The sequence below is a fragment of the Proteiniphilum sp. genome (genome assembly GCF_040307845.1).
Taxonomy (GTDB): domain Bacteria; phylum Bacteroidota; class Bacteroidia; order Bacteroidales; family Dysgonomonadaceae; genus Proteiniphilum.
On sequence record NZ_JAWRIS010000061.1, the window covers coordinates 182,300 to 203,921 of the forward strand.

General features: G+C 45.5%; 19 protein-coding genes. 2 read left to right on the forward strand and 17 right to left on the reverse strand.

The genetic code is table 11. The features are described from left to right. The first annotated feature begins 2 nt into the window (after nucleotides 1-2). A complete protein-coding gene (locus ABV001_RS15390) occupies nucleotides 3-1,085 on the forward strand; it encodes a 3-oxoacyl-ACP synthase III family protein (protein WP_352423625.1) in 1,083 nt (360 codons plus the stop codon). 18 nt (nucleotides 1,086-1,103) lie between these two features. Here the strand turns inward: ABV001_RS15390 and ABV001_RS15395 are convergent, their stop codons facing one another. Continuing rightward, complete coding sequence (locus ABV001_RS15395; RefSeq protein ID WP_352423626.1) at nucleotides 1,104-2,228, reverse strand: lipid II:glycine glycyltransferase FemX; 1,125 nt, start codon at nucleotides 2,226-2,228, stop codon at nucleotides 1,104-1,106. A gap of 117 nt (nucleotides 2,229-2,345) precedes the next feature. Here ABV001_RS15395 and ABV001_RS15400 point away from each other — a divergent pair, with 117 nt between their 5' ends. Further along, nucleotides 2,346-2,558, forward strand: coding sequence for a hypothetical protein (locus ABV001_RS15400; protein ID WP_352423627.1), 213 nt, complete (start codon nucleotides 2,346-2,348; stop codon nucleotides 2,556-2,558). A gap of 132 nt (nucleotides 2,559-2,690) precedes the next feature. On the opposite strand, the gene ABV001_RS15405 is transcribed toward ABV001_RS15400, so the two are convergent. The 16 genes from ABV001_RS15405 to ABV001_RS15480 form a co-directional block, all read right to left on the reverse strand. Continuing rightward, nucleotides 2,691-3,008, reverse strand: coding sequence for a hypothetical protein (locus tag ABV001_RS15405; protein ID WP_352423628.1), 318 nt, complete (start codon nucleotides 3,006-3,008; stop codon nucleotides 2,691-2,693). Then, nucleotides 2,992-3,264 (reverse strand): alpha/beta hydrolase family protein, encoded by a 273-nt coding sequence (locus tag ABV001_RS15410; RefSeq protein WP_352423629.1) that lies wholly within the window; start codon nucleotides 3,262-3,264, stop codon nucleotides 2,992-2,994. Before ABV001_RS15410 ends, ABV001_RS15405 begins: the two co-directional genes overlap by 17 nt. After that, complete coding sequence (locus ABV001_RS15415) at nucleotides 3,239-3,466, reverse strand: hypothetical protein (RefSeq protein ID WP_352423630.1); 228 nt, start codon at nucleotides 3,464-3,466, stop codon at nucleotides 3,239-3,241. Before ABV001_RS15415 ends, ABV001_RS15410 begins: the two co-directional genes overlap by 26 nt. Before the next feature lie 2 nt (nucleotides 3,467-3,468). Further along, nucleotides 3,469-4,287 carry an alpha/beta hydrolase gene (locus ABV001_RS15420; protein ID WP_352423631.1) on the reverse strand — a complete coding sequence of 273 codons (819 nt, stop codon included), beginning with the start codon at nucleotides 4,285-4,287 and terminating at the stop codon, nucleotides 3,469-3,471. Between the two features lie 107 nt (nucleotides 4,288-4,394). Next, nucleotides 4,395-4,736, reverse strand: coding sequence for a hypothetical protein (locus tag ABV001_RS15425; RefSeq protein ID WP_352423632.1), 342 nt, complete (start codon nucleotides 4,734-4,736; stop codon nucleotides 4,395-4,397). An 11-nt stretch (nucleotides 4,737-4,747) separates the two neighbouring features. Continuing rightward, on the reverse strand, nucleotides 4,748-5,566 hold the full coding sequence (murQ, locus tag ABV001_RS15430; RefSeq protein WP_352423633.1) for an N-acetylmuramic acid 6-phosphate etherase: 819 nt from the start codon (nucleotides 5,564-5,566) through the stop codon (nucleotides 4,748-4,750). Between the two features lie 142 nt (nucleotides 5,567-5,708). Further along, entirely contained in the window at nucleotides 5,709-6,548 is an 840-nt protein-coding gene (locus ABV001_RS15435; protein ID WP_352423634.1) for an ATPase, read from the reverse strand. A 192-nt stretch (nucleotides 6,549-6,740) separates the two neighbouring features. Next, entirely contained in the window at nucleotides 6,741-8,264 is a 1,524-nt protein-coding gene (locus ABV001_RS15440; RefSeq protein ID WP_352423635.1) for a DUF8451 domain-containing protein, read from the reverse strand. Nucleotides 8,265-8,344: 80 nt separating this feature from the next. Then, nucleotides 8,345-9,517: an acyltransferase family protein gene (locus ABV001_RS15445; RefSeq protein WP_352423636.1), complete on the reverse strand. Its 1,173-nt coding sequence runs from the start codon at nucleotides 9,515-9,517 to the stop codon at nucleotides 8,345-8,347. A gap of 266 nt (nucleotides 9,518-9,783) precedes the next feature. Beyond that, on the reverse strand, nucleotides 9,784-11,019 hold the full coding sequence (locus ABV001_RS15450) for an exo-beta-N-acetylmuramidase NamZ family protein (RefSeq protein WP_352423637.1): 1,236 nt from the start codon (nucleotides 11,017-11,019) through the stop codon (nucleotides 9,784-9,786). 254 nt (nucleotides 11,020-11,273) lie between these two features. Continuing rightward, nucleotides 11,274-12,545, reverse strand: coding sequence for an MFS transporter (locus ABV001_RS15455; RefSeq protein ID WP_352423638.1), 1,272 nt, complete (start codon nucleotides 12,543-12,545; stop codon nucleotides 11,274-11,276). 52 nt (nucleotides 12,546-12,597) lie between these two features. Then, nucleotides 12,598-12,963, reverse strand: a complete 366-nt coding sequence (locus ABV001_RS15460) for a four helix bundle protein (RefSeq protein ID WP_323422806.1) — start codon at nucleotides 12,961-12,963, stop codon at nucleotides 12,598-12,600. 13 nt (nucleotides 12,964-12,976) lie between these two features. Continuing rightward, nucleotides 12,977-14,302, reverse strand: coding sequence for a SpoIID/LytB domain-containing protein (locus ABV001_RS15465; protein WP_352423639.1), 1,326 nt, complete (start codon nucleotides 14,300-14,302; stop codon nucleotides 12,977-12,979). A gap of 128 nt (nucleotides 14,303-14,430) precedes the next feature. Continuing rightward, nucleotides 14,431-15,915: a glycosyltransferase family 2 protein gene (locus ABV001_RS15470; RefSeq protein ID WP_352423640.1), complete on the reverse strand. Its 1,485-nt coding sequence runs from the start codon at nucleotides 15,913-15,915 to the stop codon at nucleotides 14,431-14,433. 191 nt (nucleotides 15,916-16,106) lie between these two features. Beyond that, on the reverse strand, nucleotides 16,107-19,118 hold the full coding sequence (locus ABV001_RS15475; RefSeq protein ID WP_352423641.1) for a golvesin C-terminal-like domain-containing protein: 3,012 nt from the start codon (nucleotides 19,116-19,118) through the stop codon (nucleotides 16,107-16,109). 17 nt (nucleotides 19,119-19,135) lie between these two features. Beyond that, entirely contained in the window at nucleotides 19,136-21,613 is a 2,478-nt protein-coding gene (locus tag ABV001_RS15480; RefSeq protein WP_352423642.1) for a bifunctional glycoside hydrolase family 9 protein/polysaccharide deacetylase, read from the reverse strand. Nucleotides 21,614-21,622: the final 9 nt, after the last annotated feature.

Sequence of the window (21,622 nt, forward strand, 5' to 3'; positions counted from 1 at the left end):
TAATGAGTAAACTTTATAGTGTTTTTACGGGTACGGGCTGTTATGTCCCTGCCAAACAGATAAAAAATGAGTTTTTCCACAATTACGAGTTTTATGATTCTACGGGGGAAAAACTTCCCACTCCTAATGAAGAAATCACTCGTAAGTTTGAAGAAATCACCACGATTGCTGAGCGGCGCTATGCCAGCGATGATGAGACGACGTCCGATTTGGCTCTCGTTGCTTCTCAGAGAGCTTTAGAAGCGGCTGGAGTGGATAAGGAAGAACTTGATTATATCATTTTTGCCCATAACTTCGGGGAGACAACCAAGGATAATATAAGGATAGATGTGCTGCCGACGATGGCTGCCCGTCTGAAACAAAAATTGGGTATTGCCAATCCTTCCGCGGTGGCGTATGACATTTTGTTTGGCTGTCCCGGGTGGGTGCAGGCGGTGATCCAGGCCGACTACTATCTCCGTTCGGGTGATGCAAAGAAGATATTGGTGGTAGGAGCGGATGTGCTGTCGCGTATATCCGATCCGCATGACCGGGACAGTATGATTTATGCCGATGGTGCCGGAGCTGCGGTGATGGAAGCAAGAGAGAGCGATACCCCCGTAGGTGTGATCGGTCACAACTCGCGCAGTGATGCGTTAGACTATGTGAATATGCTTCACATGGGGTATTCCTATAATCCGGAATTGGCAGAAAAGAAAGATTATTACCTGAAGATGAACGGCCGGCGGCTTTATCAGTACGCTCTGGAGAATGTGCCGAAAGCTATAAAATCCGGACTCGATAAACTGAAATTGCATATTGATAAGGTGAGCAAGGTGTTGATCCATCAGGCCAATGGGAAAATGGACGACGCTATCCTGAAAAGGTTATTCAACCTATACAATCTCAAGGAGGTGCCTGAATATATTATGCCGATGACCATCTCCTGGTTGGGCAACTCATCGGTGGCTACCGTTCCCACGTTGCTCGACATGATTATGCGTGGAAAGATGGACGATCATGTGCTGAAGAGTGGAGACAATATTGTATTGGCCTCTGTAGGAGCCGGTATGAATATCAACAGTATTGTTTACCGGTTCCCATAGGGCGTTTTCTTCTCTGTTTTAACTTAAATGGTATCCCTGGCTATGTAGTTCTGAAGCGCGGAAGAGAGTGTAGGCTTCTTTATCTAACGGATAATCCCAACAACCGAGGCTATGGTATATTTCACCACCGAATCCCGATTTGAATTTGTATAACCCATATAACGGATGTCCGGGATCTGGCGAAGGAGAAATGCCGAACATGTCATACTCAGTACATCCCGTTTGTTGTGATCTCATGATCGCTTCCCATTGCAATGCGTAGGTCGCCATCAGATTGCGGTGCAACGACGAGGATGCGCCGTACAGATAAGATCCTCTGTTGCCTGTAATGACCAGGAACATGGCCGCCAATGGTTTTCCGTCATATTCCGCTATAAGAAGGCTTACCTCGGCTGGAGAACTGCTGTTCTCAGCCCGGGCGTCAAGTACAGCCCGAAAATACTTTATATCATTCAAGAGCAGGTGATTCCTTGTTGCTGTCTCTTTATAGAGTTCATACCAGATATCCATTCCTTCCATTCCCATCGATCTTACCGTAACACCTTTCCGCTGTGCTAATTTAATATTGTAACGGGTTTTCGGTTTCATCTTTCCGAGAAGGATCTCGCTATCTTGTGTGAGATCGAGATAGATAGTGTTGGCCGGTAAAATATTGGAATGTGCCCTTTTGAAATTCCAGTGCTGCGTGCTGAAATTGAAACGAAGTTCCTGAGAGTGGCTTTCCGGCTCGCCTTTCCATATCCCGCTTTCGTCGAAGTGATCTTTTTCCCTGGCCCAATACGATTCCCAACAAAGATCATATCGGATAAGGATGCAATTTGCAGGTAACACAGATCGCAGAGATTCGGAGAGTTCTTCCAGGAACATGCCCTGGAATTCATCGGCCGGTTCAATTTCCGGACCGTAAGGCACATAAGCCACGGAATGACTCCGGTCGATCTGCTGCAGGATAACCAACAGGTCTGATTGTATATATGGCTGATCGTCCAATTTCGGAAAGAGATCGGGCCGTTGGGTAGTAAAATTAATGGCAAGGGTGTTGGCCCCCAGTGATGTTTTTACCTCCGACCAGAAAGCCGTTTGCTGCAAAATAGGTGTGGCATACAACTCTTCGGTACCTTTGAGGCAGACGTTCGTTAGCATATCTTCTTTATTTTCAGTAAAATTTAAACCTGCAAAGGTAGGCAAATTTTTTAACTTTACCTTTTGCATTATTCCAATCAAATAGTATATATTTGTAATTGTAAGGAAAATATGAGTATGAATAATAAAGTGATAGCTACTATTGACGTGTCCAGGCCCGCAGGGCGAAAAATTGTGCGAGAACTGCTGAACAAAAGGACCGTAACAATTCAATATCCTCCTCCTGAAGGAATTGAAAACGCTCCTACGCATGAAGAGGTCTTCTCGAAACTTTTGGATGATTTAAGCGAAGATTATGGTGTAGATATGAAAAAACAGTTTAAATTTTGAAGTATCAACTCCGTTATTCTGATCCTGCATTAGAAGATATAAAGGAACTTCGTTTTGTTATCCGTCATATCTATAAAGCTCCGAATACGGCTATCCAGTATTTGCAGGGGCTTTATGATGAAATATCTCGTCTTAAAATACACCCGGAATATCCGTGAAAGGGTTGTCTTGCGTGTAAACTCTTAGTGCATTTTCAGGCAGGATCGTAACAAAATCCTCATTGATAGTGGGCGACCATATTACGTTTCCTGAATTTAATTTGAGGTGATAGGCGAAAAAGTTATACATGGCCGCACGTTTCGAATAACCATAATCATGCTTTTCTGCCTGGAGATGAGCGTTTTCCACGAGGTGTTCAGCATCATAAGCGGGATACACCTTCTGAATATAGGGATATTCGATCAGAGGTGTATTTCTGGTCCAGTCGTTTCCATCAGAAATAAGCAACATTGGACCTGGCGCGCATAGGTACCGAGGCTTTTATCCTGTCGTCTATCGCCGTTAATAAAAAGGTCTGTGTAGCGCCACCGGATTCGCCGGTTATACCTACCCGTTCAGGATCGACGTCCGGTCGGGACAGCAAATATTCCAAGACTCTTTTGCTGTTCCCGGTTTGTAATAATATTGAAATGGGGATCTTATGCGAAACAAACGGATGAGAATCTCCGTATCCTACCATATCATACGCTAAAACGGCTGCTCCCATTCGGGCCAATCCTGATGATCTCCGCGCGTTTTTCCCATGAGACCCGGTCATTCCATGTCAACGCAAACTCTTTCATTTTCAGGTTTGCCTCATTTTCTGTCCAATGATGTCCTACGCAAAGCGAATCCTCCTGTGCAATCCCCAGTTCGCAGATTCCGAGGAAAATCAGAATGAAAGGATACACTTTTAGTTTAATCTTCATTATTAATTTGATTTGCTTAAGCGCATTATTTCATTCAACAGCAGGGGAAACGCGGGATATACCATGTCATGGCCATACCCGTCCAGTTCGAGTAAACGGGTCTGCTGGTGTCCCGCCACTTTCATCATGCGGGCGAGATAAGCATTCTCTTCGTAACGGCCCAGGAGTTCCAGTTCGCGGTCTCCGGTGATGAGCAACATGGGAGGGGCGTCGGCACGTACATGGAATAGCGGCGCATATTTATCCACCACAGGTTGTTTGTCGTCGATTCCGTTTTCCTTCCGTATCGTAAAGTGGGTGACAGCCTGTCCGCTAAAAGGGATCAGGCCCGCGATACTATTGGCATCGATATTATGCACGGCAAGGTATTGTTTATCCAGTCCTATCATCATGGCCAGATACCCACCGGCAGAATGTCCCGATACAAATATCTGCGAAGTATCGCCTCCATATTGTCTGATATTCTTAAAAACCCATGCCACTGCTGCTGCCGCATCTTCAATATATGCGGGCGCTTTTACTCCCGGAGCAAGTCGGTAGTTCACACCTACAATGCAGAGTCCTTTGTCCTTTAAAGCGTCGGGAAGTTCTTTGTTGCCTCCCGTCAGGCCACCGCCGTGAAACCAGACTATCGTAGTGAAATCTTTCTTATTTACCGGATAGTAGATATCGAGCATACATCGTTCACAGATATAGTTGTCTTGTGAGCGTACTTCTTCCGGATAATAGGGAATATTGGAGAGGGTCTTGTATTCAGTGTCCTGTGCGTCTACAGATGTGAATAAAACGATCAGTAGCAGGAGAGTTGGAATTCGGAACATAATTATTCAATTAAAAATGATAAATGATATTATTCGCGTCGCTTGTGATAAGCTTTCGGCGATAAATGATAGAACTCACTTCGCTCGTGATAAGGCGGAATATAATATCAGAATCGGTCGGGATCTGTGCGTACGGCTGTGGCAGTTACATTCCTGAAATCCCGGTCGAAGTGGGACAACAGCGTCTCAACCAGTTTCGTATGAAAAGCTGTATAAAGTTTTGTAGAAATATGTTTTCTGTCTTTTCGCTTTATCAATCCGAAACGGAGTTGTTTGTCGTCTACCCATATTTGGGGTTTGAAAAAAGCTTCATTTTTCCACAGGAGCGTACCATAGGTAAGGTAACCGTCTGTTGTTGTCACCCATTTATCTGCTTTTTTGTTTTCTATTGCTTCATATATCTTGTCCAGTAAAAGATCGGGATGGTCTGTATGAATGATGATTGCCATTTTGCGGGTATTTATTGTATTTTTGTATAACTGTTTATGGCATTTTTGACCGAGCCGTGGAGCAGGAGCAGGTTTTTAGCCTGTTCGTAAGAAAGTCCCAATTCATCCACGATCATGCGGGTACCCCTGTCTATCAGCTTCTGGTTGGTGAGTTGCATATTTACCATGCGGTTGCCTTTTACCCTTCCCAGCCTGATCATAGTGCTTGTCGTAATCATATTGAGCACCATTTTCTGTGCTGTTCCTGCTTTCATACGGGTACTTCCCGTCACGTATTCCGGCCCGACAACAGGTTCTATCCTGATATCCGCTTCTGCAGCTACAGGAGAATCGGGATTACAGCAAATAGCTGCCGTAAGGATCCCTTTTTCACGGGCACGGCGTAATGCTCCTATTACATAAGGAGTGGTACCTGAAGCTGCAATTCCCACCAACACATCGTTTTGATTGATCTTATATATTATGAGTTCTTCCCAGGCCTTCTCAAGGTCATCTTCGGCTGCTTCCACCGGATTTCGTAATGCAACATCTCCTCCGGCAATGAGACCTATCACATAGGTGTCGGGCATGCCGAAGGTAGGCGGGACTTCAGAGGCGTCGAGCACACCGAGCCTGCCGCTTGTACCTGCACCAATATAAAAAAGACGTCCTCCTCTCTGCATTCTTTCCACTATACCTGTCACCAGTTTTTCTATCTCGGGAATAGTTTTTTGTACGGCCAGCGCCACTTTCTGATCTTCCCGGTTAATCTCAGTGAGAATCTCCAGAACGGATTTTTGTTCTAGATTGTCGTATAATGAAGACTGTTCTGTTATTTTGATAAAAGACATTGTATTGATGTATTGATGTGATGATTTGATGATATACCAATGTGCTAATGTGCCAATGAGACCAATGTGCCAATGAGACTAATGTGCTTAATCCGATTAATTAGTCATCGGTAATTGGTAATTGGTAATTAGTAATTGATAATTAGTAATTATGATATTCAACCAGTCCCGGCATGGGAGATTGAGCAATTATTCCTACCTCAATTCTTTTTTCGGCTGCGGCCTCTTTTAAGGGCGCAGAGAAATACCAGGCGATAGAACCCACAAAATTAATTATATTTTTTTGATAATCGTATTGCATCACGTTCCTTTCAAAAAAAGCAGAAAAAGAGCGGATAACAATCTGTCGAATACTCTGGTCGCCGATATGTTTCAGCAAAAATGGGGAGAGGCTTGCCAGAAAACGATTCGGGAAAGGTTGACGGTATACCTTGTCGATGATAATCGCAGGGGTAAGGTCATACTCGTCGAGCAATGCCTCTTTCAGGCCGTCGGTGAGTTGGTTTTTCAACGCGTCACCCACTAAGTTTTTCCCTAATGCGGCACCACTTCCTTCATCCCCTAAAATGAAACCGAGCGGGGAGATCTGTTTTACAATCTCATCTCCGTTCCATTGACATGAGTTGCTTCCTGTTCCCAGGATACAGGCAATTCCTGCACTGTGTCCGCAAAGACTATGGGCGGCTGCTACCAGGTCGCTGTAAACATGAATGGTATCCACGGGGAAGGATTGAAGAATGGCATTGCGTACCAATTCTATTTTCTCAGGGATACACCCTGCTCCGTAGAAATAGACAGCTTTTATACCGACATCTTTCAGTGCGGGATAAACATTCGACCTGATTTCCTGCGCAATCTCTTCTCCGGTCTGGAAAACAGGACTAATGCCTTTGGTCGAAAACCGTTGTATTATTTCCCCGTTTTTTGTAAGGCACCAGTCCGTTTTGGTAGCGCCGCTGTCGGCAATTAAAATTTCTCGCATACTAGTACATTTTCTTTTATATACATGTGTGTTTCTTTTACATTTCTTTCACGTAGATTCTGTTTTCTCTCACGTGGATAAAGTGTTATGCAACAGTGTTTTGCATTGTTCTTGTCTATTTTACATCTTGATACTCTGTTTTCTTTCACGTAGATTCTGCTTTCTTTCACGTAAAAAGACGGTTCTTTTACGTTAAGTTATTGTCCATTTTCCTCTTTTTGTCGATCCCTCTCTTTTTATGTATCCATTATTTCTGTATCGGTTGATATTAAAATCAACAGTTCTTCTTGTAACATTTAAAATATCTCCAATATTTTGCAGAGAAAGTTTCCCATTAATTTCGATAAGCATAAATATAAACCAGTCTATTTTATTATTCTCTTCATTTAATTTCGAAAATAAATCAGGGTGTTTTTCTTTCACAAAGACTTTGAAATACTTTAGTTTATCCTGTAATAGCTCTATTGATAGTTTATCTTTCTTTAATGTATTGTTAAGTTCTGCAGCGATTGGAATGAAGCTAGTGGCTGATAATCCTTTTACAGAAAACTTACTTACAATAGAATCAAATTCAATCATATATTCCGGTGTTGTCCCGTTATACTCAAGCCAACAATGTTCTAATTTGTCAAAACCATACCCTGCATTTTCAGCTAATCGAACCATCCTAAATAGTTTGGCGATAATAGGGTTGCGCGGCAATGACAAGTCTTTTGATTTTATTTCCTCAAATGGTTTGGGCAAGCCCCCGGGATTGTAAAACTCTATGTAGTCATCAAAGATTCTGATTCTTGACTTAGCCATTGAGAAATGATCGGCGTGCATAAGCATATTCACCAAGGCTTCACGTATGGCTGTCAATCCTGGCGATAATTCCTGCCCAAAGCCTTCATTAGTCAATGTGAACTCCACATCTACTTTTGCTTTTAGTCGATTGAAGCAGGCAAAATAATAATCCCAAAGATTTTCATGTTCATCCAACCTGAAAGTGTAGCTTATCTTTACGTCTGAAATTGATGTGCCGGGTATTTCAAGGAGGTCTATGCGGAAGTCAGGAAAATGACGTTCAATACTTTCTCTTTTTCCCATAAATAGCAATCCGCCATAAGTACACTTTCCGTCTTCTATAACTCTTAGTTTGTTTAAAAACTCATCGTCTGTGTATCGGTTGTAACTAACATTAGGGTTAAACCGTGACATATAGCTTCGGTATTGCTGAAGGGATGTATTGTTTATATCACTTCTGTTGGTTTTCTCTACTTGTTCATTTGTTTTTGTACCATACGATTGATCTCTAAACATAGCATCAATCTCAAGACTTGTAGCTCTATGGTCCGCACTTCCTCTTCTTATAAAAGTGTTTTGAGGGTTGTTGAAATAGATAGGTTTATACTTCGACGGTTGGATGTAAAAACCCAATATACTTTTGCCTTCCATCTGAAACCTTTGTTGCCTTGTTGAGACAAAGGCATTGAACTTGCCTCCCCTAATGGTATTCAAGAAGTCTTGTTCTATCTGCTCAGGATTGGACAACCCCTGAACTTCAAATGTTTTACCAACTTGACTTATACCAAAAAGAATCCACCCACCAAACGTATTGGCAAATGAAGAAACGGTTTCCCATGCACTTTTAGGTAAACCACCTTTCGCGGATTTTACTTCAAAGTCCTCCCATTCCAGGTCGCCAAGCTTATTGACTAATTCCTCCTTTGTCATTGTTTGTTTTGCTTTGAAAAATTTTGTGATTCGGAGAGCATTCCACCCGAACCACACACGGGATCGTAAACCGTAAGCACCTATAATTTGATATAAATATTCCGTTTGTAAAGAATATATCCGAAAAGCCAGCAAACTGTGATAAACAGGAGAGCGTACAGCAGCGATCCGAAATAATCACCAGCCCAGGGACGCAGTAATACCTCATAGACAAACCCTTTGATGGAAATAGCTTCACCTCGCACCGTAAACCTGATATTGGAGAGCAGTGTAGCGAATACCCCGGCAAAAACATATACGATAAGCGGATTGACGCCGAACGCGTGAAAGAACCGGCTCCATCGCTCTTTTTTGTTGATATCGATGATCCAGATAAGCAATCCCAACAGTTGAGCGGCAAACCCTGTCGTGGTGAGGACGAAGGTCGGGCTCCATATTTTCTTGTTGATCGGACAGCCGTATTGCAGGAGCAATCCGGCGAATGCGAGGATGGTACCCCAGATCAGCAGTTTCTCCACACGGGTATGATTGTCTTTATTCTCAACGATTAATTTGCCGAACAGAAAGCCAATCAGTACATGGGCAATGGAGGGGAGTGTGCTAAGCAACCCTTCCGGGTCGAATGCGATCCGCTCACCCAATGAGGTAGTATCTTTGTACATGTGATCGGTACCCCATAATGTCCTGTCGATCACGGCAATGATATTCTGTTCCGACATGTCGAATCCTTTCCCAAATTGCAGGATCAGAAAGTAGCCTATTAACAGCAGGGCTGTTACCCATGGCAAATATTTACTTTTTACGAATAGGACGATCAGCGCTGCGAAACCATATGCCAGCCCTAACCGTTGCAGTACACCCAGTATGCGAAGGGTATCAAAATGGGTGGCTGCCTGGGTGAAAGGCTCTCCCGAAGCCAGTCCCCTGCATAGTTGTCCGAACCATCCCAATGCCAGGCCGATCACGAAAATAAGGACGGTGCGCCGTACAATTTTCCAGATGGCCGCTTTGGACGGTTCGAAATGGAATTTCCGCAGCGACATAAAGGTGGATACGCCCATGATAAACATAAAGAACGGAAATACCAGGTCGGTAGGCGTAAGCCCGTGCCAATGTGCGTGACGAAGGGGAGCATAGACAGAACTCCATGAACCGGGATTATTGACCATGATCATACCGGCGATGGTGATTCCCCGGAGAATGTCGAGCGAGAGTAAACGGCTGCTTTGCTGAGGAGCGTTTATTGTATTCATATATTTTAAATTACCAATTACCAATTACCAATTACCAATTACCAATTACAGATTATTCATTATCCATTCTTCACTTTTCATTCTTCATTCTTCATTCTTCATTTTTCACTTCGTAGATTTTCTGTCGTCACTCGGCATATTCGAGTAAACTCAGATGTTTTCTTCGCTCAACAGAGAAAAACAAGTTTTTCATCTGTGTTGCCTTATCGAAAACAGTGGCAAACGAGTTTGCTTCTGCCCTCGTTCCTAAGAAAATTCACTTTTTACTATCTGTAAAGGTAATATTTCTTCGATAATCTTTTGAATGCTTCTTCATCTTTTGTCCAATAGGACTGAATATCGGCAAAACGATGGTTCCTGGAAAACTCCAGACGGATAAAGTTGCTGCCGCTTACTTTGTCGAACATGTCGAACCGGTTTTCGGGAGCGTGATCGAACACTTTCTTGTCGGGATAGAGTTGTGCGGCTACCTCCATTACATGGAACTGTATATCCGATAGGCGTGCTTCCCGGAAATCGGTCAGGTATATTTGTACCCCTTGAAAATTGCTTCCTTGTCCAACCGCATAGTACGGTTTCAGGTGGATAGGACGGAAAGTCACTCCCGGCAGCCGTTTCGCATTCAGTGCCCGGGCGAATTCCCCGGCATTGATCCAGTCGGCGGCAAACATTTCGAAAGGGAGGGTATAACCCACCCCGATAGACATGTACCCCAGCTCTCCCAAGATTCCCGATACGGGATAAAAATAGGCTGAGTGGGCGAAAGGTATGTGGGGCGAAGTAGGAACCCAGGGTAGCCCTGTCTCCTCGAAATTCATTTTACGACGCCACTTTTTCATCTTTACCACCGTCAGTTTACAAGGTTGGGGAATCATCTTTTCTCCGATGATCATTTCCGCCAATTCTCCGCAGGTAAGGCCATAGACATAGGGAATCCGCAGTTGGCTGACAAACGAGAAGAAACCCTCTTCCACCAGGTTGCCTTCTACTTTCACCCCACCAAGCGGGTTCGGACGGTCGAGTACTACGAATTCGATGTCGTTTTCTGCTGCGGCCTGCATGGCCAGGTACATGGTAGAGATGTAAGTATAGGACCGGCATCCTATATCCTGGATATCATATACAAGCACATCCACGCCTTCCAGCATTTCTTTGGTGGGCTTCCGGGTGGCTCCATAGAGGGAATGGACGGGCACGCCGGTATTGGGATCGGTAAATGACTCGATCTTGTCGCCGGCATGTACATCTCCCCGTACGCCGTGTTCCGGACCGTAAAGAGCTACCAGTTCCACATTGGGTGCTTCATGCAGGATATCGATGGTCGACTTCAGGGTATTATCCACCCCGGTCGGGTTGGTAATCAGTCCAACCCGTTTCCCTTGTAATACTTTGAAATTGGATTCTTTCAACACTTCGATTCCCGTCTTTACGTGTATCTTTTGTGCGGAAGAAGTCAAAGGGACAAGCAGGCCCCATACTATGCATAGTAAGAATTTATTCATATCTTTTTATTAATTACCAATTACTAATTACCAATTACTAATTACTAATTACCAATTACTAATTACTAATTACTAATTACCAATTACCAATTACTAATTACCAGTTATTAATTACTAATTAGTTATGTTAAAAACAATAGTGCGGTCATCAAGACATTTCATTGGTCACTACCTCCCGACCTGCCGGGACAAGTTGTTCCGATTTATCGGGATTGGCATATTAGCTTCATCATCACATTATTCATATTGGCTCATTAGTTTTTCGCTTTCCCGAACTCTTTGTCGATCTTTAAGAAAGGAATCAGTATAAGAGTCGGGATAATGGCTATTACGATGAAGATAAAGAAATTCACGTAACCCAACTGCTCCTGTATCCAGCCTGCGGCCATACCCGGTAGCATCATGCCCAATGCCATAAATCCCGTGCAAATAGAGTAATGCGCTGTCTTGTGTTCACCTTGCGAGAAATAGATCAGAAAGAGCATATATGCCGTGAATCCGAACCCGTAACCGAATTGCTCGAGAGCTATTGCCACATTCACCCAAATGAAATTCTCCGGCTGGTATATAGCCAGGAGGAGGTAGGCCAGGTTGGGAAGTGTGATCGCCAATGCCATGGGCCATATCCAGTATTTAAGCCCTTTTCGGGAAGCTACAATTCCACCGACGATTCCTCCCAGGGTAAGGGCGATTACTCCCACGGTACCGTATACTATTCCCGCATCCTGTGTGCTCAGTCCCAGTCCTCCCACTTCACGTGCATCGAGCAGGAAAGGATAGGTCAATTTCACCAACATAGCCTCGGCAAGCCGGTACAATAGCATAAAAGCGATTGCCTGTCCGATTCCCTTTTTCATGAAAAAGGTCTTGAATGTATTGACAAATTCATTCATCACCTCCCCGGGAGTGTGGGCTGCTTTTCCCGTGTCGCTCGCAGGACGGGGCAGTGCGAACCGGTGCCACGCAAAGAATGCGATAAATAGTCCTGCCAGGATGAAAAAAGTGATGCTCCATGCATAAGGGATGTTGCCGGTACTTTTCTCGAGGAATCCGGCCAGGATCACCAATAATCCTTGTCCGGTAATGGAGGCGAGGCGGTAAAAGGTACTGCGGATACCGACAAAGAACGATTGCTGTGAATCGTCCAGCGCCAGCATATAAAAACCGTCGGCAGCAATGTCATGGGTGGCGGAGCTGAAAGCCATCAACCAGAAGAAAGCCAGTGATGCTTGCAGGAAGAAAGGGGCGGGGAGGGTAAAGGCGATCCCCGCGAATCCGGCGCCGATGAGCAACTGCATGGATATGATCCACCACCGTTTGGTTTTCAGGATATCCACGAAGGGGCTCCAGAACGGTTTGATGACCCATGGAAGGTAGAGCCAGCTGGTATAGAGGGCTATGTCGGTATTAGACAGTCCGAAGCGTTTATACATGACGACGGAAACGACCATTACCGCTACGTACGGTAAGCCTTCGGCAAAATAGAGGGTGGGTATCCATGCCCAGGGATTGCGTTTTGTATTCATCTTTTTTAAATTACCAATTACCAATTACTAATTACCAATTACTAATTACCAATTAGATATTACTTTTTGTCGTTTTTTGAATTGCCGTGATAATACGAATGATTTCTTCCAGGTCCTCCAACATACTATCACTTTGTTCCTGAGAGATGTAATCGGTGTCTCTTAATACTCTCAACCAAAAACGGGTTTCACGGGCTTCCCGATAAGATACACCTAATTTAGCCAGAAAATCTTTTCGGGAAAGTCCTCCAATTGATTCTTCGACATTTGCACCAATAGACGTTCCACTACGTAAAATCTGTCGAGACAATTCAAATTCTTTTTTCTCTTTACATAGATATTGATATAATTTTACAATTCTAATTGCATAGTTATATGTCTTGTCCAATATAATATTTTCCTTTTCAATATGATTCATAGCCCATAATTAGTCATTGGTAATTAGTAATTATTTCAGACTCCGGAAAATAATGGGTCAATATCTGTTGATAATTGTATCCTTTTTCCGCCATGATGGCCGCTCCGATCTGGCATAGCCCCACGCCGTGGCCCCATCCGGCACCGGTGAGGATGAATGTCTGCGGAATGCCGTTATCATCTTCATCCCGCGTATCGACAACGAATGCGGAACTATAAAGATGCGACTTCGATAGGGTGCGCCGTATTTCCAGCTCTTTGCCGATTGTCATCACCCTCTCTGTACCCATGATTTTCAGGCGGATAATACGGCTTGAAGTGCCCCTTTCGAGTGGTTGAAGGGCTATGATTTCTCCGAAATCGATGCCGGAGCGTTGTCTGATAAGGGTGGATAACTCTTCCTGCGAATAGGTTATCGTCCATCGGTAAAAATCGGATGTTTCCCGGTCATAATCATTCAACACCTGCCTTAATACAGTTACATCCTGTGTGTTACAGAAAGCGGGGGGAGAGGTGCGGATCCATTTCTCCGCATTTTCCTCAATGGTCAGGTCGGGTAGGGGTGAACCTTCGGTATAATCTGGTTTTGCCTGTAGATAGGGATGTGCCTTGGGTTCCCACACGTTTTCAAATGTCTCCATCACGCCGCCGCAACACTTTGAAAAGCGGGCGTCACAGATGGCACCGTCATGGAGGAGTACTTCTCCCCATGTTTCCCGGATCACTTTCTTTACCAGTTCCGTGGATTGGCGGGTAATTCCTTGATAACGCTGGCAGTGGTCGTCGGCACAGACGTCGAACCGGGCGTGATTCTCCCGGTCGTACCAGCGTACTATCTCCGTAGGGGTTTCGAATGAGGTTTGGTAACCGGTGCCGGCATTTTCAAGCGATCGGGTTTTGTCTATCTGTGCCAGCAGCCAGCTGCGGGAGATGACTGCATGTGCTTTCAGCAGTTCTTCGGAACTGGTAGCGCTCATTTCGGATGAGATCACACTGGTGAGATAGTCTTCTAATGAAACGATATTGATCGCCGAGAGATTACCGTTTTCCATAATAAATTTCAGGCTGCCTAAAAAGTGTTGGTCTTCTTTGCGTTCCCAGTGGAATTGCACGCCGATGATCACGTTTTTTAGCCCGAAAGCGTTATGATGCGGGTCGCCGGCTTCGAAAATAAGTTCATCGGATATCTGCCCGTTGAAAAGGATTTTCCCATCAGCCATTTCAACCGAATAATTTCCCGGCTGCATCTCTTCTCCATTCAGCTTATAACCGGCAGGCAACGAAAAATCAATTTTCTGCTGTCTCAATAATATCCCTACCTGAATCAATGGTTCACTCATATTTAAATTACCAATTACCAATTACCAATTACTAATTACCAATTTCACCTAACCACTTAACCATTTAACGACCTAACCACTTAACGACCTAACCACTTAACCACTTAACCACTTAACCACTTAATCACTTAGGCACTTAGGCACCTGTCTCCACCTTTCCACCTTCCCACTTTCTTCCTTGCCTGTAATTCCCATGTCCTGATCCTGTCTTTATAAAGGTTATGCGCATTCATTTTCACTATGTCGAGTGACGCATCGCTGTTGTCTTCCCAACGACGGCAGAGGTAAAGCACATCATAAATGCGGCCTATCTGGTAGTGGCGGGAGATGTTCAGTCCCAAGGCGTAATCTTCACCGTAACTGGTGTTGGGTACCTTGATATTCCGCAGCACAGGTGTATAGAAAGCGCGGGGGGCTCCCAGCCCGTTGATGCGCAGGGCGTTGTTCCGGCCGTTATCGGGCGTCCATTCGCGATGGTCGATAATGCCCGGTGGAATTTCTTCCATATCGAAGTTGGTCATCCGGTAGGTGCCTACCACCATAGCGCATTGTTGTTCGTAGAACGCGTCGACAATTTTTTGCAGCGTATCTTCTCCGCTATATACATCATCGCTATCGAGCTGTACGGCAAATTTACCGCATTTCGGGTGATGTACGCCCAGATTCCAGCATCCTCCTATCCCCAGATCATCCCTTTCCGGGATAATATGGTTCAGTCGTTCATCCTCTTTGAATTTGTCGATAGCCTCCGTAGTGCCATCGGTAGAATAGTTATCCACTACAATGAGATTGAAAGGGAAGGCAGTCTTTTGTTTCAGCACGGAAGTGATAGCATCTTTAATGGTTTTTACACGGTTACGCACGGGAATGATTACAGAGGCTTCGTATTCGAAATGGTCTTTATTGAATTCGATTTCGTCGAATTGGGGTGCCAGGTAAGCTCCCACGTCTTTCAGGTGTTGGGTACAAACCTGTTCCATCTCGATTTGCACCTGCCGGTTTTTGGGATCTACGTAATCGAATATCTTTTCTCCCGAGGCACGTGTGTCCTCTTCTATTTCGGTGTAAAGGTATTCATTGATATGCACCGGTAGATGGCGTTGCGATACCTTGAGGCGCAGGTCATATAATCCGGCAAATTGATAGTCTTCGTTCATCCTTGCTGCGGCTTCTTTCAAAGCATTTGCATTATAGAGCAGTAGTGATCCGAAATTGAAATCATCGCGCAGGCTTCCTTCCTGATAATCGATCACAGGATGATTCTTTTTCTCGCCGTCCGTGATGGCATAGTAATCGGCATAGACCATCCCCGCCCGGGTATCTTCAGCGATGCGTGTCATCCGCTCGAGGGCGAAGTATCCCGGTTTCAGCACGGACGGTTTCTGATAGATGAGTGAGTAGTCGCTATTGGATTTACCGGCGATTTTCCTGATCGTCTCCGTGCTTTGCAGCCTGTCGATAACAATCTTTTCACAACCTTCCGGGATTGTAACTGTTTCATCGGGAGTAAGCAGAAAAATCTTTTGTATCAGTTCCGATTGTTGGAGTGCTGACACTGTTTTCTTTGCTTGTTCCGGTTGCGTAAAAAGAATAAAAGCGTTTATCGTTTTCATAATATACTTAATGTGACTAATATGCCAATGTGTCTAATTAGAAAAGAAGTCTGAAGTTGAGAAGTGAAGAATACACTTTTCATTTTTCACTTTTCATTACGTAGATTTTCTGTCGTCTCTCGGCATAATGCAAACAAGTTTGCTTCTGCCCTCGTTCCCAAGAAAATTCACTTTCAATTTTCAATTTTCAATTAATAAAGAGCTTCAACCAACCCTTTCACCAATTGGTTGCGGTCTTTTTGATTCTTTACCGCTTCAATGGGAAATCCCAGAATGGCAGCGCCGTATTGTTCCCCTTTATATATGACTCCGGCGCTCAGGTTATTCTCCGAATAACGAAATACGGTAAAGGCATTCTCATCTGCCGGTTCGATGGCATCGGGATATTCCACCACATAACTCTCGCTGTTCAGTGTATTATAATAGGACCAATTGCCTTGCACCGAAGGGAAAGGCGAGATCACAGCTTTGACCTCTCCCGTTACTGCGCCATAATTGTTTCGCCATTTGTACTTGAGGGTGTTTTGTGCCCATTCCCTGTCTTCCGGCGTGGCGAACGGGTTATCCCACAGGTCGGTACCTACAAAAGCGCCGCTGACAATGATGTTACCGCCATCGTTACAGTAATCGGTGATAATTTCCTGGTTAGGTTTGGAGAACGTTTTGAATCGCGGCAGCTTTGCTCCCCGTGCCAACGACCATTCCCGCTGTTTACCCAGTATCCAGTCCACAATACTATAGGATTGTAAAGATACGGCTTTCTTTTCGATAGCAGCTGCGGATGAGGATACAAATGAATACCCTGCTTCAGCAAAAGCCTGTCCGTGGATAAAGGGGTAGTCGAAGGTATTGCCGGCAATGGCAGTGGTTTCGTAATTCGCATCGCTGTCGCCAAAGCCCGACGCGTCGTCGTCCATCCAAGGGATGACACGACGGAATTCATGCATATGGCCTATGAAATGATGGTCGGAGATATAAGGGACGCCATTATCCATATTGCCAGCGAAACCGGCAATGCTGTCCCCGGAAGTAGTAAAACTGAAGGGGGCGGAAACCCTTGTAAACCCATTGACGATTAAGATTTCTCCTTTCTGACCGGTTTTACGGCATACGGAGAGTATTTCCGACGGAAAGCTGACCCCTCCGTCGTTCGCCGCGACCACTTTGAAGCTATAGATAGAGTCTTTTTGTATGGTTGTGCGGAAGCTGTGGGTATTTACGATAACACCATTGTCGAAGCCTCCGCCATTGAGCCGGGTGTAGACTATATACCGGGAAGGAGTTGCCGACGGTTCAACCGGATCGGGAGAAGGTTGCCACTTCAATTCCACCTCGGTATCGCCAGAAAAAGAGGCACTGAACTCTTTTATCGGCAGGGGTTGCACTACATAAGGGCGGTTGTATTGGCTTGCCAGAAACCGTAGCATCCCTTTATAGATGGAGCGGCTTACCGTAAACCGGAAGGAAGGGTCCAGCCCGTAGCGCATATCGGCAAAGTTCTGATGCGATAACAGCTCCAGCAACATGGTCGGTACGTTAGGCATCCTTGCTTCGGCATAGGAACGGTTCCAAAGATGCCGGCGGGTCCATTCCGGTTCGAATTCGCGCCGTATGTCGGTCACGATATGGTCCATTATCAACTCCGAGAGATCGCGTGATGCCCATCTCGACTTGCCGTTTTCGAACCGCCCGTCGTTAAATTGCGTCATATAGATACCGAGCGTGCCGACGATAGTATCACCCCAGAAAGTGCCCGCATCGGTATGAAAAGCAAAAGCCAGGTCCACCGGGATATTGAGTCCCTCTTCTTTGGGCAATACCGGCGATCCACCTGCCAGCCAGTTGACCCATGCTCCGCGCGATGCATAGTCGTCGGTATAATCATTTTTCCCTTCGGTGCGGTTATATACGCTGTCCGGTACGCCTGCCCACTGCATCCAGTAACGAGCCCCCTCGGTATAACGGGGGTAACCGCTGATTTCGGGCCTCCCCATATTTCCCATTCCTCCACCTATCTTTACCGCATCTGCCGTGACTATCCTCCCGGCACGGCTGCTTTTGTTGGAAAGAGTGATTTTATGGTGGGGACCCTCGTCGAATTGAAAATATCCCAGAAAAATCCAGGTACCTCCACCCATCTGCTGGTTGACCATAAAATCGGTTTTTCCACCCGCATGGTATACGCTGTAGAGTGCATCTTCACTGCTATTTTTCATTGTCTGATAGGAAACATACACACCATATTTCCCCTTTTGGGGAATGTCGGGATGCCACTCTGCAAGGCTTTCCTCCCCCTTGGTTATTGTTTTGATTTGTCTGGCTGTTCCCATCCGGAACGGATTTTCCCCATCGAGGTAGATATCTCTGGGATTGGCAAAGCCTGCTAAACTGCTGTTTTGCCATGGTTCCTTTCCGTTGATTTCCCTATATCGAGAATCGCCATATCGGCCTGATCCGCCGTCCGGTTCTCCTGATTTACCTGATTCGCCTGACCGGCCGGAGCGGTTCCCTCCTGTAAAGTTGTCATTGTCTATGATCAGTTCCGTTTTATTGTAATCCCGTTCGCGGGGCATCAGCACGTTGGCTCCGGCGTTTTCAAGCATCGGTACCAGGAACGGTAGCACGTAACTCTGGGTGTAGAGGTCTTCCACCGTTTGAAAGATACGCGCCCGCTGCCATTCCCATCGCCCCAGTTTCTGCTCGTAATACCAACCATGGCTTTGCCAGAGGGCGATATGATTATTCAGCAGCCCTTTGTCGAAATCCCCAGCCGGTGAAGAGATATTGGATACGAGCGGTTTTTTCACCTTGTGCGCGATCATCCTGTTCTTGTCTTTCTGATTATCGCGGAAATAGTTAGGAATCAGATGGCTGATTTCCTGCCCGTCGGAGAAGACACTGATGGTGTATTTTTTTTGTGCCGCCGGAAGATGGTAACGCACGCTATCATAGATATGCAGCACGGTATTTTCCCGCATCGGGAGATAGGATAGCGAGAGGTTGGTATGCAGCTCTATACTTTTCTTTCTCTCATTCAGTGCAATACTGTCCACCGTCACTCGACCCGGACGCAAGAGTATTTCCTTGTAAATGTTGGTAAGCGACCTATCCAGCTTTTGTTTCAAAGAGTCATCGACATGATTTTGAGAAAAAACCGCGTAAGATATGGCGAGCATAAACAGAATAAAAACCGATCGTTTCATACGATTATTTTATCTTCTTAATTGTTTAATAGCGTATTTATATCCTTGAATTCGTATCCTCTCCTTTTCAACTCCTTTATCAGATCCTCCAGCCGGTTGTACAATTTGTCAGTCCGTTTCGCATCTGTCCCTATATGGATTAAGAGGAGAAATCCGTTCAACCCATTCTTCACTTCATAAGCCAAAATATTGTCATAAATCTTTTCCGAGGAGAGGTAATTTTTCATTTCAGGCGTAGTATAATCAGCATTGGATGTTGTTCCCGGTGTGAAATTCACTATTTGCACACCCATACTTTTTGCCCAATCGCTGATTTGCCGGTTATACCATTCGTAGGGCGGCATAAAATAGCGTGGAGAATCAATTTTCAAGCCGATTTTTTCCATTGTTCCATAGTTATTGTTGAGGTCTTTTTCGAAATCAGATTGTGAAATCAACAAGGAATCACGCTTTTGCCAATCGGCATACAGAAGGTGCTTGTCAGAGTGGGGGCCGAGATAATGTCCATCCTTTTGAATATCCCGTGCGATTCCGGGGTACTTCCTGTAGAAATCGCCTGTAAGGAAAAATGTGCCTTTTACATTATTCTTTTTCAGTACTTTCTGTATCGTCCTGGCGCCGTCGGCGTATTCATGTCCGGTAAAAACGAGAGACAGTTGTTTTTTAGATTGACCACCACGTACAATGCCGCCGGCGACTCTCTCCAAACCCTTCGCCTGCGCACTCAAATAACCCAGGTAATAGGTCAGTGAGGCGGTACCGTCCATCGTCGGTTCGTTGGTAGAATAATCGGCGTAATCATCATGGTATACCACATAATCCGATTGGAAACCGGCATATTTGTCTTCATTTGCCAGATAGATACCGATCAGGTTGCTGAAAATAGAGTTGTAAATGGGACCGTCTACTATGCCTCCCGTGACGGGTATTTGGTGGAGGTGTGTAAATGCGGAATGGGGATCTTCGGGGGTATCGCCCTGTTCGGGATATCCCACAATCATGGAGGTTCCCCATGGATTACATCCCAGCAGCCAGTCGCGCATGGCAGTTTCAATTTCAAGGAACGAATCATCCCCCGTAATTTCGTGGTATAACCTGCATTGGGTAATAAAACCGACGGTCAGGTTATTGGAGCACCAGATAAAGGGTATCCCGTTCAGGAAAGCATCCCCTTCAGCCCTTTCTTTCACACGCTGCAAGCCGGTTTTCATGTTTCGTATGAATTCTTTTTGAGCGCGCGGATCATTTTGCTGTACTGCTAAATGATAATGGCCGAGGTTTACAAATGGGTACCATTGATAATGGCGGGCCGAATCGGCACCCATCCAGGGCGTGACAGGTTCCAGCCTGCCGTAATTGACCGCTTGTGTGAGATGCTCTTTTTGTCCGCTGGATTTGTACATTTCCATGGCAGCCAACTGCATATCATCGGCCCAATTATCCTCTTCATAAAAATAAGGTGCTCCCCCGGGTGCGGTTTGGGAAACTCCGGGATTCTCCACCCCTTTTTTATAAGCATCCCCGGCTTTTTGTACCAACAGGGCCGAGAATTCAGGGTAATAAGGTGACAGCAATTGAGCACCCAATGAAAACGAAGAGGCATATTTCCCTAAGGTAGAAGCCATTCCGGTACTTCTGTTTTTATGCTTGAACAGCCCCTGTGGTTTGGGGCTGACAAAATAGACGGGGCGTTCTTTTCCCGCTCCCCAGCCATAATCGACCTTCTGTTCATTGGGCAAAGTAAATCCCACATGATCCCTGTCGTCGGCCAATTGGTTGAAATAGGTATCGGCGTCGGGATTCATCCTCACCAACCAGTCCAATCCCCATTTGGCTTCGTCCAGGATATCGGGAATACCGTTCGCCCCTTCATCTCCGTTTGCGTCATAATTATCTCCAAACGATTCGGGATACCGGCTATATGCAAAGAGCATCTGGTAAACAGCGTTGGCAGATGTAGTCACATATTGCAGGTAATCCGACGCGTCATGCCATCCGCCGACAGTGTTGAAAGGGAGTCCGTCGCGTTTTCCGCCGGGATCGCCCACGGAGATGGCATCGTGGGTGTGACAGGAGTCTTTGAGAAAGGGATTGTATCCGCACCGTTGTTGACGCATGTATTGTAATGGGATATCCGCTGTCCCGGCGTATATATCGTTACCGATACGGAAAGGAACGGATGCAGTCTCGCCTGCTTTCAGGATATAGGTTCCGGGCGTTTTGAGTGCCGTGAAGTTAAGCCGTGCCGATGACTGGAATGCCGGCTGTTTTCCCGTGTCCCGGATATCGGTAGTTGATCCGGTGAACACTACTTTTTGGGTAGCCATATCCATCACCTGAAATTCGCTAATGCTGTTATTCTCCTTGCTGACCCAGACGGCCACTTTCACATCCTCTTCCAGATAACCAACCTGATTGACACGTATCCATGATGATTGGGAGTAGCCTGCCAACACTATCCAAAACAGAGCCAATATTAGATTTATTCGTTTCATACGGGCATT